Consider the following 16,975-nt stretch of genomic DNA (forward strand, 5'->3'; position numbering starts at 1 on the left):
CCGCAGCGGCGGAGCCCGGTGAAGGGGCCGGCCTGCCGGACGGCCCGGCGATGGACAGGCTCGCTGCTGCACTAGGCGGTGCGGGCGTACTGGCCGCCCCGGAGGGAGCCCTGATGGAAGCGGAGCATACATTCAGCCATATTCATTGGAATATGCGCGTCTTTCGCTTCCAGCAGGTGAATGGCCGTGGCGGCGAGCTGACGGCCGTGGCGGAGTCCGCTTCCGCTTATGAAGCGGATGATAATGTGAACGGTCTGAGCCCAGATCCTGACCGGGCCGAATATCGCTGGATTACGAAGAAGGATATGGGAGAGCTGGCTTTCCCTAATGTTTTTATTCGCATCCTGAACCAATACTTCTCTACAAGATAAGGCTGGCGCAGAGCCAGACCGCCGCCGGTTATGACAAGAAGCAGTCCAGGCAGGACATTCGATGAATGTCTTCAGCCGAGGCTGCTTCTTGTTATGACGGAGCGTATTCATACATAGCCCATAGCCGCGTATATGGCGCAGGTAGAGTAGAACTTCTTTAGTCGCCAATCATGCGATTTTCGACACTTTTCATCGTATTCTGCTGATCCGGCTCACGGTGCTGGTCCGGACTGGCCTGGCCCGAATCGACAGGCGTATCACCGCTGACATTACGGGCGAAGTTAGTGAACTGTGCTTTATGCTGATCCTGTTTATGTTTGGCTTTGAGCAGCTCCTGTGGATCATTGCTAAGGTTCGAATGGTTATTGTCCATTAATTATTTCCTCCATCCATGGTGTGATTGGGTGAGATCTATGGTTAACCTGCCGGTTCATTCATTAGTATGTGTAATTTGCCAATAAATTAAAGATGATCCTCAAATGGATTAAACCAATGAGGCTGTTACTTTGAATTTGAACAAAAATTTGTTTCTTTCAGAGGTATAATAGACATTGTAAGTAGAGTGTTAAAATGAGAGATAGGTTATTAAACAAGCAGATTAAAACAGTTTCATTTCCGTTAATGGAAATAAATGAGGGTTAAATCAATGTAAACGCTTAATATAAAGCGCTTTCAGAAGAAAAATGGTGTATTTCCACGATAAATATGCTTTAATGGACAAAGAGACTATTTTTTCTCGATTTTTGTCTGATTTCAATTGTTTCAGTTTTGTAAAAATGGGAGGACATTTTTACATAATCTATCTTGCGAAAAGAAAAGGGAGATCATAGCATGCGTATTCGTTCCTTTCAGTTGAGTGATGCTAATCAAGTGATGGAGCTTTTGCAAGTGGCCTTATCGGAAGATTGTTGTGAAGACACAAAGCGGGCATTTGCCAGGCAATTGTCTTGGGACTCAGACTTAATTGTAATTGCTGAAGTGGACGAGGAAATCGTTGGTGTTTTGATCGGTACAATCGACAATAATGTAGGTTGTATCTACCGTACGGTTGTTCATCCGGATTACCGTCGTCAAGGTATAGCAACCGGGCTTGTGAGCGGCATGGAGCAGCGTTTCAAACAGCGCAAGGTTTGCAAAATTGTGATTGCCGGAGACGAACATAATAAAGCAATCGCACCTTTGTATGAGACTTTGGGGTACGGCGCCAGCAAATTTTTGGAGGCGTTCCAGAAGCTTAGCATTGCTGCTGTTCAATCCTTGTCAGGATCATAAGAAATTAGGCGTTTTTTGATTTTTTTATAAAGAATATCCAATATTGATATTTTTAGGCATGTCTGGCTACCCGTTGCAAAAGGGGACTGGATATGCTTTTCTATTATATAGGGATTTTACACGGCTTAGAAACAAGAAGCATTCGGCTGTGTTGAAGCTCAGTTACTGCCCAAAGCTGGAGGGAGAAACGTGAGGGAAATGTCGATTTATACGGATGGCGCTTGCTCGGGGAATCCCGGCCCAGGGGGATGGGGAGCCATTCTTTTATATAAAGGGCATCGCAAAGAACTGTCCGGCGGCGAGAAGCTGACCACAAATAATCGGATGGAGATCCAGGCTGTGATCTCGGCGCTTGCCGAGCTAAAGGAGCCATGCAAGGTAAAGGTGTACAGTGATTCTGCTTATGTGGTCAATTGCTTCCAGCAGGGCTGGATTCAGGGCTGGTTGAGGAATGGCTGGAAGAACAGCAAAAATCAGCCGACCCAGAACAAGGATCTATGGCAGGAATTATGGCGTTTAATGGGCATCCATCGGGTGGAGTACATCAAGGTTAAGGGACATAGCGATAATGAATTGAACAATCATTGTGATTTTCTCGCCCGTGAAGCGATTAAACGCTTATCTGAATGACAGAACATCGAGGAGGGACAAGCATGGAGCTGAAGACAAGCGCCAATTTAACAGGTAGAGCGGTATGGGACAAGCTGAAGCGGGAGATTATTGAAGCGGCTCCATCGCTTGGAATTGATGATATCGGGTTTGCTACCGCGGACCCGTTTTTGTCGTTGAAGTCGGTGCTGCTTGACCGTCGAGCCAAGGGTTATGAATCGGGCTTCGAGGAGCCTGATATTGATAAAAGGGTCTACCCCGAGCTGACGCTGGAGCAGCCAGCTTCTCTAATCTCCATCGCGGTGGCCTACCCGTCCAAGCTGGACAATCCGCCAAAGTCGGAGCCGGGACAACGCCGAGGTATTCTTGCCCGGTCGGCATGGGGGGAAGATTATCATCTGGTGCTGCGCAGAGCGATGGCCAACCTGGAGGCGTTCATTCGTGAGCGTGTGCCGGATGCCCGTCTGGAGAGCATGGTGGATACAGGTGCCCTGGTGGACCGTGCTGTTGCTGAGCGAGCAGGCATCGGGTTCAAGGCCAAAAATTGCGCCATTATCTCGCCCAAATGGGGTTCATGGATTTATTTAGGCGACATGATTACGAATATTCCCTTTTCGCCAGATACACCGGTAACCGAGGATTGCGGCGAGTGTACGAAATGCATTGATGCTTGCCCGACAGGAGCGCTGGTCGGTCCCGGGGTGCTAAACGCTCAGCGATGCATTTCTTTTCTGACGCAGACCAAGGGGTTCCTGGACGAGGAGTTCATGGTGAAGATCGGCAATCGCTTGTATGGCTGCGATACCTGTCAGATCGTCTGTCCGAAGAATAGAGGGAAATCATGGAACCATCGGCCTGAGCTGCAGCCTGACCCAGAGACTGTGAAGCCGCTGCTGCTGCCGATTCTCGATCTGAGCAACCGGGAGTTCAAGGAGCGGTTCGGAAGCAGTGCAGCCGCATGGCGCGGCAAGAAGCCGATCCAGAGGAATGCGCTGATCGGGCTTGGCAACTTCAAGGATCGCTCTGCGGTACCGAAGATAGTAGAGGTCATGCTTAAGGATCCGCGGCCTGTTATACGGGGAACAGCGGCCTGGGCTTTGAGCCGCATAGGCGGTCAGGAAGCGCTGGACGGCGTGCAGCGGGCGCTTGCGGTGGAGCAGGATGAAGAAGTTCTCCAACGGCTCCAACGCGCCGAGCATAAGCTGCTGGAGGCGGAGGAAGCTCATCTCAATTGATTTATGCTTAAAGTCGGCGGCCCGATGACCGATATTTCTTTATGAGGGTCTAAGTAAAGAAAGATTTAGTCAGCGACAATATGGGATGGCTACCGAGGGGGATATTCATGAGATTTATAAGTGTTGAGGACATTGAGCCCGGACAGATACTAGGAAGAACCGTATATTCGGCGAATGGGACAGTGCTGCTGTCGGAGGATATTCAGCTTACGGTTTTTATGATCAATACTTTGAAACGGGTTGGTGTCACTATGCTGTACATCAAGGATCCCGGATTCGAGGATATTGAAATAGACGATGTACTCAGTGAACCAACGAAGCAGGCTGTGTTCAGGGATATGAGCGAGACGATGGAAGCGATTCGCTCGGGCAAGGACTGGAGTCCACGCAAGGTAGGCGTCGCTGTGGATTCGCTTCTGACAGATGTTCTGAACAATAAAGAGGTGCTGATCCAGCTTACGGATATTCGTACTAATGACAATGCGGGTTATATGCATGCGGTGAATGTTGCTTTGCTGTCAACCATGATCGGTCTGAATCTGGGCCTGAATTACTCGCAATTGAAGGATCTGGCTATTGGTGCGCTGCTTCATGATATTGGGAAATCTGTGCCTTTGCCAGAAGGGGCAGATGCGGAAAACATGAAGAATCATCATACCTGGCGCGGATTTGAAATATTGAAGAATAAGCGCGAATTTAACCTGATGATTGCCCATACAGCGCTGCAGCATCATGAGCGTCTGAATGGCAGCGGGCTGCCGCGTGGTCTGGATGAAAGTCATATTCATCTGTATCCGAAAATTGTAGCTGTCGCCAATATGTACGATAATCTGATCGCGGGTGGCGAAGGGAGCGGAGGCCGTCCATTGCTTCCCCATGAGGCTTGTGAACGACTGATGGCTTGCTCTGAGCAAGAGCTGGATCATGATGCACTCGTCGAGTTCACGAGGATTGTGTCCGTCTATCCGAATGGCTCATCGGTTCGACTGTCCACGAAGGAGATTGGTGTCGTTGTTCGACAGCATAGAGGGCTGCCGGGCAGGCCGGTCATTCGCATCGTTCATGGAACGAGTGAGGCGATGGAAGTGAAGGAATTGGACCTTGCTACAGAGACTACCACTTTTATTGAAGCGGTTTTGGCTTGAATACTGCAGTGGCGGAATGCTATTATATGTTGAGTAACTCTAGCTATGCATGAGGTACATGATGAAATTCGAAGATTGGGTACGGGGGGAGTCCGGGAGTGAATATTGCAATTCCTATTATTACTTTAATCGTTGGTTTGGTTGGTGGCTTTGCGATCGGCGTCTTTTATCTGAAGAACCAGCTTACGAAGATGCAGAATGATCCGCAAATGCTGCAAAAGATGGCCAAGCAGATGGGCTACAATCTCAATAACAAGCAGATGCAGCGCGCGCAGCAAATGATGAAAAATCAGCCGCCGACTGTAGCTGGGAAGAAGAAGAAGAAGTAGAACTAACGGCCTCAGGCCTGGCAATACAGTGACGCAGCAATTCAGCAGCTTAGCAGCTCGGATCTCTACGGGTCTGTGAGGTGAGGTTGCCATATTGTATTCTTATGTGACCCGTAGGATCGGGGGAGGCTAGAGCTATTTTCATCCAGACTCTCCAGAGCTAACGAGGGCTGAATTAATGCGCACGAAGTTTTAGTGGATTGGAATGAAAGGAGGAGGCGCTATAATGTCAGGATTAAAGGATTACGTAAATGCACATGTGGGTGAAAATCGGGAAAAGGTTGAATACCATGTTCGCGAAATTTTGAAGTTGATTGGTGAAGATGTTGAGCGGGAAGGGCTTATCGAGACACCGGCCCGCGTGGCCCGAATGTATGAGGAGATCTTTGCCGGGTATGAAATAGATCCTCGCGATGTACTGGGAGTAACCTTCGAAGAAGATCATGAGGAACTGGTTATCGTCAAAGATATCGTATATTTCAGCCAATGTGAGCATCACATGGCGCCTTTCTTCGGCAAGGCACATATTGGTTATATTCCAAGTGGAAGAATTGCCGGACTTAGCAAGCTGGCCCGGCTGGTGGAAGCGGTGACTCGCAGACTGCAGGTTCAGGAGCGGATTACTTCGCAAATCGCCGACATCCTGGAGGAAGTACTTGAACCGCAAGGTGTGATCGTTGTCGTTGAGGGCGAGCATATGTGCATGTGTGCCCGCGGTGTGAAGAAGCCGGGCAGCAAGACCATTACCTCGGCAGTAAGAGGTACCTTCCGAACCGATGCTGCTTCCAGAGCAGAGTTTTTATCTCTAATTAAAGAATAATAGATTTTCATGATCAATCCTTCAGTATATCTGCCCAACAGCGAATGAACGCTGCTATGGAACGGTGTACTGGAGGATTTTTGTTATTTTGTATTGGAGCGGCCCGCCTACTGATTCAATATCGTGGATATTGCAAGGAGAACGGGCAGGATCGGAGCTTGAATAATCTGCAGCCATAAAAAAAGCAGCCGCTAGAAGGGCTGCCATTTTAATTTCTTCGCTTGCTCGAACCGCTTGGCGACCGCCGGCCAGTAGACGACATTCCACCAATCCTCGATATATTTCGGACGCTCGTTCTGATGCTTTAGATAGTAGGCATGTTCCCATACGTCCAGAACAAGCAGCGGAACGACATCCCATTGGGTCAGGTTCTGATGCTTCTCGGCTGTGAGTATTTCCAATCTGTGGCTGCGCGGGCTCCAGACCAGGATCGCCCAACCGCCGCCTTCTACCTTTTCGGCAGCCTTTGAGAATTGATTCTTGAAGGCATCATAGCTGCCAAAATCACGCTTGATATACTCTAACAGCTCTCCTTCTGGTTTGCCGCCGCCTTTCGGATTCATAATATCCCAGAAGATTGTGTGCAAATAATGGCCGGCGCCATTGAAGGCGAGCTCCCGTTCCCAATGCTTTACCAGATCGAAATTGCCTGATTTCCGGGCATCCTGCAACTTTTTCTCGGCTGTATTCAGGCCGTCTACATAAGATTTGTGATGGATATCGTGATGGATGCGCATGGTCTTCTCATCAATATAAGGCTCCAGAGCATTATAAGCGTAGGGCAGTGGCGGCAATGTATGTTTGCCGATCGGGACGGGATGCTCATTATCGTTTGGCGGATCATCGGGTTTAGCCGGATTAGCTTGATTAGGCGAGTTTATCGGGGTGACTGAATTCACCAGGCTGCCGCCGCTTTGTTCTTTGCGGATATCAGAAGAGACAGCAGCTTCTTCGGATATACTGGCAGTCACATCGTTGTTTTCCGTATTGTCTCGGTTGGGGACATTTTCTGGAGAAATAGAGATGTCCGCCTGCAAATTTTGCTCTTCAGGGAGAACTTCGGGTCTGGGGCGAGCTGTATTTTCTGCTGTGGAGAAGGGATCGTTGGAAGATTTATTATCCATCATATGTGCAGGATGGTGTGGGGCATTTATGCTTTGGGCCTTCAGCAGGTAATGTTCCGATTCCTGGATGATGTGCCGTAGTAAAGCCTGTGCATGTGGATTGGACTGTACAGCAGCGCTATGATCGAGAATATAATGCAGCTGCCTGATGAACTCATGGGATTGGCGGCAGGAGACATCAAGCAGCTTCTCGACCTCTTTCATAAAATGGGGATCTGAGGTTGCATGGGTGTTGCCTAAAGCATGATGCAAGAGACGGCTTGCTTCCTCCTCCGTTCCACGGAATACATGATTCCATTCTTCAAGCAGTTTGACGTATTCCGGCTCCAGTCCGGGAATAGCCGCTTTAATTAATTGCGTGTGCCTGGCTTCCTGGCGCTTCCAGCAGTAGATCTCTTCCAGAATACGCACAGGCAGATAGGGGCCATAAATGAATAGCATTCATTAACCTCCTCGGTCGTATGTCATTATACTTAGTTTATTACCGAGGCAGGTTGGACTATACTAAAAATTTCCAACGATTTGAATATAAAGAGGTGGTTCAAAAGAGCCGAAAACCGGACTTTTTGGACAAGCATTAAGGGCTGTCAGAACCCATCGCAGCCTCAACACGTCCAAGGAAGCTGGAGACAAGACGCAAATACTCCTTCGGATGCTCGCGGAAAATCAATTCATGATGAGAATCTTTGACGATCCATACATCAGAGATCGGATTCGTCTGGTTCTCGGCCAATTGTTCGGCGATGGGGTAAGGAGCCTTGTCGTCTTTGGTGCCGTGTACGAATAGGATTGGGAACGGATAATCCTCCGTCTTGACTGCTTGATAGGGGATTTGCCGCAAACTTGTACCGTTCAGCACGGGCAGCAACAGCCCGATAATCTCCAGCGAAGGGTGGCGCGGCAAATCGATATGCTGTCGAATATTATGATACATCGTATCCGGTTCAAGCAGGAAAGTGCTATCCAGGATCATGGCATCGATATCCTTGCTATATAGTGCAGCCTGCAGCGCCGTGCCGGCTCCCATGGAGAAGCCCCAGACGATAAGCTCATCGCCTTCATGCTGCTTGGCATATTGGATCGCTCCTAGCAACTGCTGGGCTTCCTTTTTCCCGCCCGTCGCAACCTCTTTGCTGCCCCCGGCGGCAAATCCATAATCGAACATAAGGACATTAAAATTCAGACGGTGGGCATAGTGGGCGAGATCGTACATCGGAATCCAGTTCTCCTCCCGATTCGCGCCATAGCCATGACTGAACACAATGGTCTTACGTGAAGAATCTGCAGGTATATACCAGCCTTGCATCATCCGGCTGCCATCCGCAGCGGGGAAGGAGATATTATAGTAATCCAGATTTTTGGCCAGCTTCGGGTTGGAGTATAAAGGGGCCACTGTCGGATTGGACAACACCCAAGCGATGAAGCCGTGCAGGGCTACAAAGCAGAAGATCAGGAAGAAGATTATGGACAGTAACAGAGCGACGATAATATTCTTAAGACTAATCCGCTTCGATTTATGCACGGAAGAGTCAGATCCGATCCAATCAGGCTGCAGAGGAAGATCGTTGCGATTCGATAATTTCATGGCTGCTCCTCCTCATCTAAGAATAAATGTTTAATTATATTATATGTCCGGCTGAGGAAAATCGCTTTTTACATCAATCTAAATCTCTTAAAGTTGTCATTCTATCGAAATTCCAAGCGGACGTCAAAGATCGTGTCGAAAAAAGATGATTTATGAAGGGAACTATGAAAATATCGTACGGCTACCTTTTTCGATTGTCAATGCGTGAGGGGGAATTTATGGCCTTTGTCATTGACGGAAATGATGGTTTTCTCATATAATTTATGTAACCGAGTTTCATATAGTGAAACGAAAGGGAGGGATGCCATATGGAAGAGCGGAAATTAACCGTACGCGCCGTAGAACGGGCGCTTGACATATTGATGTGCTTCACGAAGAAGGATGACCTTGGGTTAACAGAAATTGCCGCAGAGATTGACCTGCATAAGAGCACGGTGCATCGCCTGTTGAATACCCTTGAGGAGAAGGGATTTGTAGTCCGTAATGCATCTACCGAGAAATACAGGTTGGGTCTGAAAATATGGGAGCTGTCCGCGCATCTGTCGCATAATGATGATCCGGCAGTGCTGCTTCTTCCGCAAATGGAGCAGCTCCGGGATCGTCTTGGCGAGACGGTAAGCTTATACTTGCGGGACGGAACGGACCGCTTGCGTATTCAAGCGGTACAGAGCAATCAGGCTATTCGCAGGGTTGCTCCGGTTGGCGCAAGGCTGCCGCTGTTCGTTGGCGCTTCCAGCAAGGTACTGGTAGCTTATGCGGATGATGCTGTTGTTCAGGCTGTCCTGGACAGCCCTGATTGGCCCGCCTTTGTGGACCGGGAAGCGTATATGCAGCAGTTGCAGGAGATTCGTGAGCAGGGCTATGCCATCAGCTATGAGGAACGTGAGCCCGGGGCTTCAGCGGTCGCAGCTCCGATCTTTGACCGGAACGGAAAAATTGCCGCAGCGCTCTCCTTATCCGGTCCGGTCAGCCGCTTGAATCCTCAGAATTTGCATGAGTATGGTCCGATATTAATCGAGGCGGCCAGAGAGATGGGGATGATGATTCATCCCAGTTAAACTTGATATCCCTATCTAGATAACAAATCGCGAGTCCCTGGCCAGAATCAGGCCATGCAGACTCGCGATTTTTTTGGTAAAGGATTATTTGCTCTCTTTAATCCAGGTGGCGATATCGTCAACGATGTCCTCCGATACATTGGCTGGCTGAGCATATTCAGCTCCAATTGAGACACCCTGGTAGGAGGTCAATAGATGATTTACATTCGGATAAGATTTGAACTTCACATCTTTGCGGTCCTTCAAAGCAGTCTTCCAGTTCTCGAATTGCTTTATCGTCACCTGCCAGTCATTTTCTCCCTGTAAAATCAGCATCGGGGTGCTCTGATTCTTAGCGAGCTCAGCCGGAACATAGTTCTTCTGTTCGAACCACCAGTAAGCAGGCTGTAGCGGGAACTGCTCCGGCATATGATCTACTGTATATTGCGGATCATTGACCATATTGGCAAGTGCGATATATTGAGCAGCTTGCTGCTCATATGGCGCAGCATTCATGCCAAGCTGCTTGACGCGCTGAACGAGCTCCTGCTGCTGTTCAGCCAGCACATCGGCAAACTTGCCGCTTGGTCCGGATATGACCACGGTTCCCGCTACATTATGATCCTTGTCCTCGGCGATCAGCAGAGGAATCGCGTATCCGCCCTGGCTATGGCCGGCAACGAAAATCCGCGAACTGTCGATGCTTGCCTTCCCCTTGAGCAATTGTACCGCAGCCAACGCGTCGTCAACGCTTTCTTGCTTTATCGTAAATTTTGGATTTGCAGCTACCTTGAAGGTATGCTCATAGGTCACCTTGTCATAGCGCAGTACGGCGATTCCCTGTGAAGCAAGCCCTGCAGCAAGATCACGGAACAGCTTCGTTCCACCTATGGATGAATCGCGGTCATGCGGCCCGGAACCTTGGACGAGCACTACGGCAGGAAAAGGACCGTCCCCTTTAGGCAAGGTGAGTGTCCCCGGCAAGGCCATGCTGCCTTGACCAACGGTCACTTCTTGCTCGATGTAGCTGTCCGCAATGTCATAGGATGGCTTCTTATATCCGGAGTCATCGGAGGCAGTCGTTACGTTCAGGTCATCCACTTGACCTGAGAGATTCATGCGGACGGTGATTTGAAGCGGAACTCTTTCTGATTCGACCCCGTAAGTTACATTTCGGTGTATAGCGTTGACCTTTTCTGTCTTGCCGCCAGTCAGCTTCATCTTACCGTAGACGGTCTCGTAATTGCTCCACAATACCTTTAACAGATTCTCCTGTAGCGCAGCAGCAGAGGATGGGCTGACGTATTTGGCGGATTCGGGGCCATCTCCAGCTTGCAGGCCTTGGATGAACAGGTCCGCCGGATCGGTGGACTGCTGCGAATTCTGAAATAGCTCATTTATGAATGTGGCATCAATTAGAGCGTGTCCTGATACGATGGTGATGGGGTGTTCCAGAGCGACCTGCTTGCCATTGACAAGGGCTTGGCGGTTTCCCGCTTCCAGCTTAATTACAGTGTTGCCCTTCGTGATAATAATTGTGCGAGTCTGTTGGTCCCATTTGACATCCGCTCCATACTCAAGCGCTGATTCTCTTAGCGGTGTAAGTGCTGTCGAGCTGCTGAATGAAGGGGCAGCGGAAGCGCCTATAGGCAGCATGAGACTTAGAGCGATCGTGGCTGCAGCGGCAGCATAGAGCGGGGTTCTCTTCTTGAACATACAATTTCCTCCTTAAGAAAAAAGGTATATATTATCTCGCGAACACATAGGTTATCGCGATGAAACCACCGATACCTAACAGTACCAGCCAGCATAGCGGGTGGCCGAAATTCAGCGTCCAGCCGACGCCTATTCTTTTCTCGATAAATAGGGCCGGGTCCTGGCGGTTGAAGTAGAACATGCCCAGCTTCCAGTGGCTATCGTTATTTACCGGAGCAAGCTTGGAGCCCGCTGCCGGGCGCCCGATTTTGCTGCCGCCTTGACCTGTTCTGAAGGAGATCAGGAAGGCGAACAGAACGACGAAGATCGGGGTAAGCAAGCTGATCAGCATCAGGCTGTTCACATTGATCTGGCCCAGCATGTGAAGTTGGATCAATGTGAACAGGAGCAGCAGGGCGAAGCTTGACAGCACCGTGAATAACGACCAACTGCGGCGGAATACGATATTCTGGCGCAGGGAACGCTGCGGATCATCCGCCTGAATTTGCTGTTTACTACTGCGGATGCTCCAATTGATAAAGACGAATAGCAGGGTCATGAAGGTCTGAATAATCGTCGGGTAGAGAACTGAGCGATATGATTTGACCGCACTGCGAGTTACATTTCCCATAAAATCGAACTTCATGGGAATCAGGCTGGGTATCTGCTCATAGCGGTTCAATACGGCGATGAGCCCAGCAAGAATAATAACTGCATGAATCAAAAACCATTTATTGGAGAGAACCAGATTGCCTTGGCGGAAGCTCGTATCCACGGCCAGCACCGAAGGAGATGGGGTGGAGGGAAGCGAAGGAAGCAGCTTCTTCATTCTAAAATAATAAATGACGTTCATAGCTGTTGAGATCAGTATAACCATGATGATATAAGCGCCAATGACTCCGTTCTGCTGTACGGGAGCACTGCGGAGCAGCTGGATAACACAAAGGATGAACAAGACGGCATATAAAGTCCCGCTGTACATACTATAGGAACGGCGCATACGGCGCAGCGTATCACTCCGATAAATGTCCTCACTGACGGTTACGCCGAAGCTTATCGTCTCCCGCGTCAAATAAGGCATAGCAGTTAAGGAAATCATCATAGGCAGAAATATAAGGGCAATCAAAAGGGAGGATAGTGTACTCATATTAATCATTCTCCTTGTCTGTCTGCGTTATTTCCTGGTATATTCGTTCAACTTCCAATAGCAACTGCTCCCGGTTCATTCCGCGGCAGATCGCTTCTGCGGCAATAGGTTTAAGCTCTCCGCTCATTTTGCTCCGGTAGTCCTCCGTAATTCCCGGCATACCATCGGGGTTAATGACGACGCCCTTCTGACGATGCACGAGGATGAATCCGTCCTGCTTGAGCAGCGTGTATGCCTTATTGACAGTGTGCAGATTAATGCCTATATCTGAGGCCAGGCTGCGTACGGAAGGCAGGGGCTCCCCTGGTTTCAAGCGTCCGCTGGCAATGCCTTCAATGATCTGATTTACTAACTGAGTGTATATCGGAAGCTCGGATTGCATATCAAGCCGGATAATCACAGCCATCACCTTCTTTGTTCTAACTGTTATACTTATAATATAACAGATAACATAAATATATGTAAACCATAAAAAGACCTGCCATTCCCCCTGAATGTTATGTTCAGGGAAATGGCAGGTCTGCATATTGCAAAGTGGGTATAATTCCAAAAAAATTAGTTCGTTGCGCTGATCATCTGGCGCAATACGGTCTGCAAAATACCGCCGTTATGATAGTAGTCCACATCCACCATGCTGTCGAGACGGGCGACTACCGTAAATTCGAAGCTGCTGCCATCCTGGCGCGTCCCTACTACCTTCAACTCTTGGCCTGGCATAACGTCATTGCTTAGACCGAGAATATCGAAGGTCTCCGTGCCATCGATGTTCAGGATCTTCCAGCTCGTTCCTTCTTGGAATTGCAGTGGAAGGACACCCATGCCAACAAGGTTGCTGCGGTGGATCCGTTCGAAGCTCTCCGCGATAACAGCTTTCACGCCGAGCAGGTAGGTTCCTTTGGCTGCCCAGTCACGCGAACTGCCTGTTCCGTATTCCTTGCCAGCAAGTACGACCAGGTTCTTCCCTTCGCTTTGATATTTCATGGCCGCATCATAGATGGACATCACTTCGTCGGTTGGCAAGTACTTCGTTACGCCGCCTTCTGTGCCAGGGGCTACCTGGTTACGGATACGGATGTTAGCGAAGGTGCCGCGCATCATAATCTCATGGTTGCCGCGGCGCGAGCCGTAGGAGTTGAAGTCCTTGCGGGCCACTCCGCGTTCGTTCAAGTAATGCCCGGCAGGGCTGGTAGGCGAGATGTTGCCGGCTGGCGAGATATGGTCGGTCGTTACCGAATCGCCTAGCAGAGCCAGTACGCTCGCGCTGTGGATATCCGCGATATCCTGCATGCCGTCGCCAATCTTCTCAAAGAACGGCGGATTCTGAATGTAGGTGGATTTCTCATCCCATTCATAGAGCTCACCCTGAGGGACAGCAATCGAATTCCAGCGTTCATTTTGCGTAAAGACATGCTCATATTTGCTGCGGAACATCTCCGGACTAATCGAAGAAGCGATGGCTTCCTTGATCTCTATCGAGGTTGGCCAGATATCCTTCAGATAAACCGGCTCTCCTTGCTGATCATAGCCGAGCGGATCGTTCTGGAGGTCGATGTTTACCGTGCCAGCGAGGGCATAAGCAACGACGAGCGGAGGCGAAGCGAGATAGTTCGCTTTGACCTGGGCGTGAACCCGTCCTTCGAAGTTGCGGTTGCCGGACAATACAGCAGCAACTGTCAGATCGTTATCGGCAATCGCGTTGCCCACTTCCTCTGGAAGCGGTCCGGAGTTGCCGATACAAGTAGCACATCCATAACCTGCTACGTAGAAGCCGAGCTTCTCCAACGGCTCGATTAGACCGGACTTCTGTAAATATTCAGTGACGACGAGCGAGCCTGGAGTCAAGCTGCTCTTCACATATCCCGGCTTGGTCAGGCCGCGTTCTACAGCCTTCTTGGCAAGCAGGCCAGCTCCTAGCATTACGCTTGGGTTGGATGTGTTCGTACAGCTTGTAATTGCTGCGATAACTACTGCACCTGGAGCGAGCTCGCTGGTGCTTCCGTCAGGATGGGTGAGCGGAACACGCTGCGCAATCTTCTCATCGCTCAGGCCGTAGCCGCCTTTATCAATAGGCGTACGGATAATATCGTTGAATTTGTTCTTCATCTCAGTCAGCTCGATCCGGTCTTGCGGACGCTTAGGTCCGGCCAAGCTTGGTACGACGGTAGCAAGGTCCAGCTCAATCAGATCCGAGAACTCGGGATCAGCAGTCTCATGGGTGCGGAACATGCCTTGCGCTTTGTAGTAGGCCTCAACGAGCGCAATTTGCTCTTCAGTGCGGCCTGTGCTGCGCATGTAAGCAAGCGTCTCTTTGTCAACCGGAAAGTAACCGATCGTCGCGCCGTATTCCGGTGCCATGTTGGCTACGGTTGCACGGTCAGCAAGGCTGATGTTGGTCAAGCCAGGTCCGTAGAACTCAACGAATTTGCCGACAACGCCTTTTTTGCGCAGCATTTCTGTGACCGTCAAGGCCAGGTCTGTTGCTGTCGCACCTTCGCTTAAGCTGCCGGTCAATTTAAAGCCGATAACTTCAGGCGCTACAAAATAAAGCGGTTGCCCAAGCATGCCGGCTTCTGCCTCAATACCGCCAACACCCCAGCCAACAACACCCAGGCCGTTGATCATCGTCGTATGAGAGTCCGTTCCGACCAGGGAGTCTGGATAGACGACCGTCTCGCCATCTACAGTCTTCGTAGCGGCAACCGAGGCGAGGTATTCCAGGTTAACCTGGTGTACGATCCCGGTTGCGGGCGGCACCGCGCGGAAGTTGTTAAATGCGGTTTGTGCCCAGCGCAGGAAGCGATAGCGTTCTTCATTCCGTTCGAATTCAATGTTCATGTTATATTCGAGCGCATCAGGGGAACCGAAAGCATCAACCATGACGGAGTGGTCGATAACGAGATCGACGGGAACAAGCGGATTAATCTGCTTTGGATCACCGCCAGCTTTCTTCACGGTATCACGCATTGCCGCCAGATCGACGACAACCGGTACGCCGGTGAAGTCCTGCAGCACGATTCTTGCCGGGATAAATGGGATCTCTTTGTTCTCATCGCGGCCCTCGGCCCAGCCAGCGATTTGCTTCACATGTTCTTCAGTAATAGCTCTGCCGTCATATTGGCGGATAGCCGCCTCAAGCAATACCTTAATCGAGAACGGCAGCTTGGAAATTTGACCAAGCCCTTGCTGTTCCAGCGCCTGCAGGTCATAGTAGCGATAATTCTTACCACCAACAGACAGTTGACGGGCAGCAGTGAAAAAATCGTTCTTTGACATGAATGTACCTCCTTGTTCCGTTAGGTGAAACACAATTTCATATTCACTATCTTAAGTATAGCTTCCCTACCGAAGTGAGTAAAGTGTTTTTTGTCCAGTTGCTTCTATTTAAACTGTAAGCTCAAACAGGCCAGCTTCCTCCAAAAACATACAGCTCCGCTCCTCAGCACTTAGCCTCATCCAGCTGAAGCGTTGAATAGAAACGCATACCTCTAGTTAGTACATACTCAATATTATGCGTTCATATAAATAGAATGGGAATGTATTTGAAGGAGGCGAGAACCATGGCGGACGAATGGAGAAGAATACTGACAAAGTATGTGAATCAGCTTAATCAGGATGAAGTGGATTACCGGGTGCGCACGGAGGATTCCGTCGTGACCGATCTGGATTACTTGATCCGCAGCGGGGAGCGCAAACATAAGCTGGAGATGTGGTACAGGGAACGGGGGGCAGCTCCGGTCCGATGCGAGACGAAGGCGCGGCTGATTCGTGAGATCGAGCATCGGGCAGGCGAACTCGAGGTCGAGCTGATGCTGTTGCAGAAGATCTATTATGATAAAGGCGGAGCCAGACACCAGGAGCAGCGGGTTGATCAGCAGCGCCTGACGCTGCTGCGCGAGGGGGAGGGCTGGACGGTGTCTCGCGTATATCAGCCTGTTCCGGAGCGGAGCGCGCCGGTGAATGTTGCCTCCATCTACAATCAGGACTACACAGAAAAGGCCGGTCCGTCCCGTCCTTATCTGAATCATCAAATTCTCGGCGCGGGCGGTTCCCAGCGAAGCACAGCTTATCGGCGTGAAGATGCGGTATTGTACGCAGATCGCTGGTGGGACAGCTTTAATCCGGAATTTGCCCAATTTGAAGTCGATTGCACCAGTTATATCTCCCAATGTCTCTTTGCAGGCGGAGCCCCAATAAACTATACTGGAAAAAGAGAATCGGGCTGGTGGTATAAAGGATATGTAGGCAAACAGGAGGCCTGGAGCTATAGCTGGGCGGTGGCGAATGCCCTGCAGCTATTTTTGACCCATAGCAGCTCTCATTTGCGTGCGGAGATCGTTGACCGTCCTGAACTGCTTCAGTTGGGAGATGTAATTATTTACGACTGGGATGGGAACGGTGCATATCAGCACAGTACGATCGTTACCGCTTTTGACGCTGGCGGCATGCCGCTGGTGAACGCGCATACGACGCCAAGCCAGCATCGCTACTGGGACTATCGGGATTCCTATGCCTGGACTGAGAATACCGTGTATCGGTTTTTCCATATAGCGGACCGGTTCTGACATCAGGGAGTTTCATGCGATCAAGACGTGTATTTACATTTAGA

The 16,975-nt window shown here is 50.0% G+C and carries 15 protein-coding genes and 1 pseudogene; 9 read left to right on the forward strand and 7 right to left on the reverse strand.

All coding sequences use genetic code 11. From position 1 onward, the window contains the following. A partial coding sequence (locus BN1360_RS09800) for an NUDIX domain-containing protein (RefSeq protein WP_195714251.1) occupies positions 1-371 on the forward strand: 371 nt, incomplete at its 5' end. A gap of 157 nt (positions 372-528) precedes the next feature. On the opposite strand, the gene BN1360_RS09805 is transcribed toward BN1360_RS09800, so the two are convergent. Then, positions 529-744 carry a hypothetical protein gene (locus BN1360_RS09805; protein ID WP_068779703.1) on the reverse strand — a complete coding sequence of 72 codons (216 nt, stop codon included), beginning with the start codon at positions 742-744 and terminating at the stop codon, positions 529-531. Between the two features lie 458 nt (positions 745-1,202). Between BN1360_RS09805 and BN1360_RS09810 the strand changes: the two genes are divergently transcribed. The 6 genes and pseudogenes from BN1360_RS09810 to folE all read left to right on the forward strand — a co-directional run bounded on the left by BN1360_RS09810 (position 1,203) and on the right by folE (position 5,781). Beyond that, entirely contained in the window at positions 1,203-1,643 is a 441-nt protein-coding gene (locus tag BN1360_RS09810; protein ID WP_068779704.1) for a GNAT family N-acetyltransferase, read from the forward strand. Between the two features lie 198 nt (positions 1,644-1,841). Next, positions 1,842-2,273, forward strand: a complete 432-nt coding sequence (gene rnhA, locus BN1360_RS09815; protein ID WP_218653045.1) for a ribonuclease HI — start codon at positions 1,842-1,844, stop codon at positions 2,271-2,273. 23 nt (positions 2,274-2,296) lie between these two features. Next, a pseudogene (queG, locus tag BN1360_RS09820) lies at positions 2,297-3,475 on the forward strand (tRNA epoxyqueuosine(34) reductase QueG); the annotation flags it as partial. 119 nt (positions 3,476-3,594) lie between these two features. Then, positions 3,595-4,632: an HD-GYP domain-containing protein gene (locus BN1360_RS09825; protein ID WP_068779707.1), complete on the forward strand. Its 1,038-nt coding sequence runs from the start codon at positions 3,595-3,597 to the stop codon at positions 4,630-4,632. A 98-nt stretch (positions 4,633-4,730) separates the two neighbouring features. Then, positions 4,731-4,961: a YneF family protein gene (locus tag BN1360_RS09830; protein ID WP_068779708.1), complete on the forward strand. Its 231-nt coding sequence runs from the start codon at positions 4,731-4,733 to the stop codon at positions 4,959-4,961. 226 nt (positions 4,962-5,187) lie between these two features. Next, positions 5,188-5,781 (forward strand): GTP cyclohydrolase I FolE, encoded by a 594-nt coding sequence (folE, locus tag BN1360_RS09835; protein WP_068779709.1) that lies wholly within the window; start codon positions 5,188-5,190, stop codon positions 5,779-5,781. Between the two features lie 191 nt (positions 5,782-5,972). Here the strand turns inward: folE and BN1360_RS09840 are convergent, their stop codons facing one another. Together BN1360_RS09840 and BN1360_RS09845 are read right to left on the reverse strand one after the other, a co-directional pair. Further along, entirely contained in the window at positions 5,973-7,346 is a 1,374-nt protein-coding gene (locus BN1360_RS09840) for a Fe-Mn family superoxide dismutase (RefSeq protein ID WP_068779710.1), read from the reverse strand. Positions 7,347-7,482: 136 nt separating this feature from the next. After that, a complete protein-coding gene (locus BN1360_RS09845; protein WP_068779711.1) occupies positions 7,483-8,490 on the reverse strand; it encodes an alpha/beta hydrolase in 1,008 nt (335 codons plus the stop codon). Between the two features lie 308 nt (positions 8,491-8,798). Between BN1360_RS09845 and BN1360_RS09850 the strand changes: the two genes are divergently transcribed. Next, positions 8,799-9,548, forward strand: coding sequence for an IclR family transcriptional regulator (locus BN1360_RS09850; protein ID WP_068779712.1), 750 nt, complete (start codon positions 8,799-8,801; stop codon positions 9,546-9,548). An 84-nt stretch (positions 9,549-9,632) separates the two neighbouring features. Here the strand turns inward: BN1360_RS09850 and BN1360_RS09855 are convergent, their stop codons facing one another. From BN1360_RS09855 to acnA, 4 genes are all read right to left on the reverse strand, one after another. After that, entirely contained in the window at positions 9,633-11,243 is a 1,611-nt protein-coding gene (locus BN1360_RS09855; protein WP_068779713.1) for an alpha/beta hydrolase family protein, read from the reverse strand. Positions 11,244-11,274: 31 nt separating this feature from the next. Next, complete coding sequence (locus BN1360_RS09860) at positions 11,275-12,369, reverse strand: DUF1648 domain-containing protein (RefSeq protein ID WP_068779714.1); 1,095 nt, start codon at positions 12,367-12,369, stop codon at positions 11,275-11,277. A 1-nt stretch (position 12,370) separates the two neighbouring features. Continuing rightward, complete coding sequence (locus tag BN1360_RS09865) at positions 12,371-12,769, reverse strand: GntR family transcriptional regulator (RefSeq protein WP_068779715.1); 399 nt, start codon at positions 12,767-12,769, stop codon at positions 12,371-12,373. 155 nt (positions 12,770-12,924) lie between these two features. Next, positions 12,925-15,642 carry an aconitate hydratase AcnA gene (gene acnA, locus BN1360_RS09870; protein WP_068779716.1) on the reverse strand — a complete coding sequence of 906 codons (2,718 nt, stop codon included), beginning with the start codon at positions 15,640-15,642 and terminating at the stop codon, positions 12,925-12,927. A gap of 284 nt (positions 15,643-15,926) precedes the next feature. Here acnA and BN1360_RS09875 point away from each other — a divergent pair, with 284 nt between their 5' ends. Beyond that, positions 15,927-16,931 (forward strand): amidase domain-containing protein, encoded by a 1,005-nt coding sequence (locus tag BN1360_RS09875; RefSeq protein WP_068779717.1) that lies wholly within the window; start codon positions 15,927-15,929, stop codon positions 16,929-16,931. Positions 16,932-16,975: the final 44 nt, after the last annotated feature.

This window comes from Paenibacillus sp. GM2, assembly GCF_900069005.2.
Classification (GTDB): domain Bacteria; phylum Bacillota; class Bacilli; order Paenibacillales; family Paenibacillaceae; genus Fontibacillus.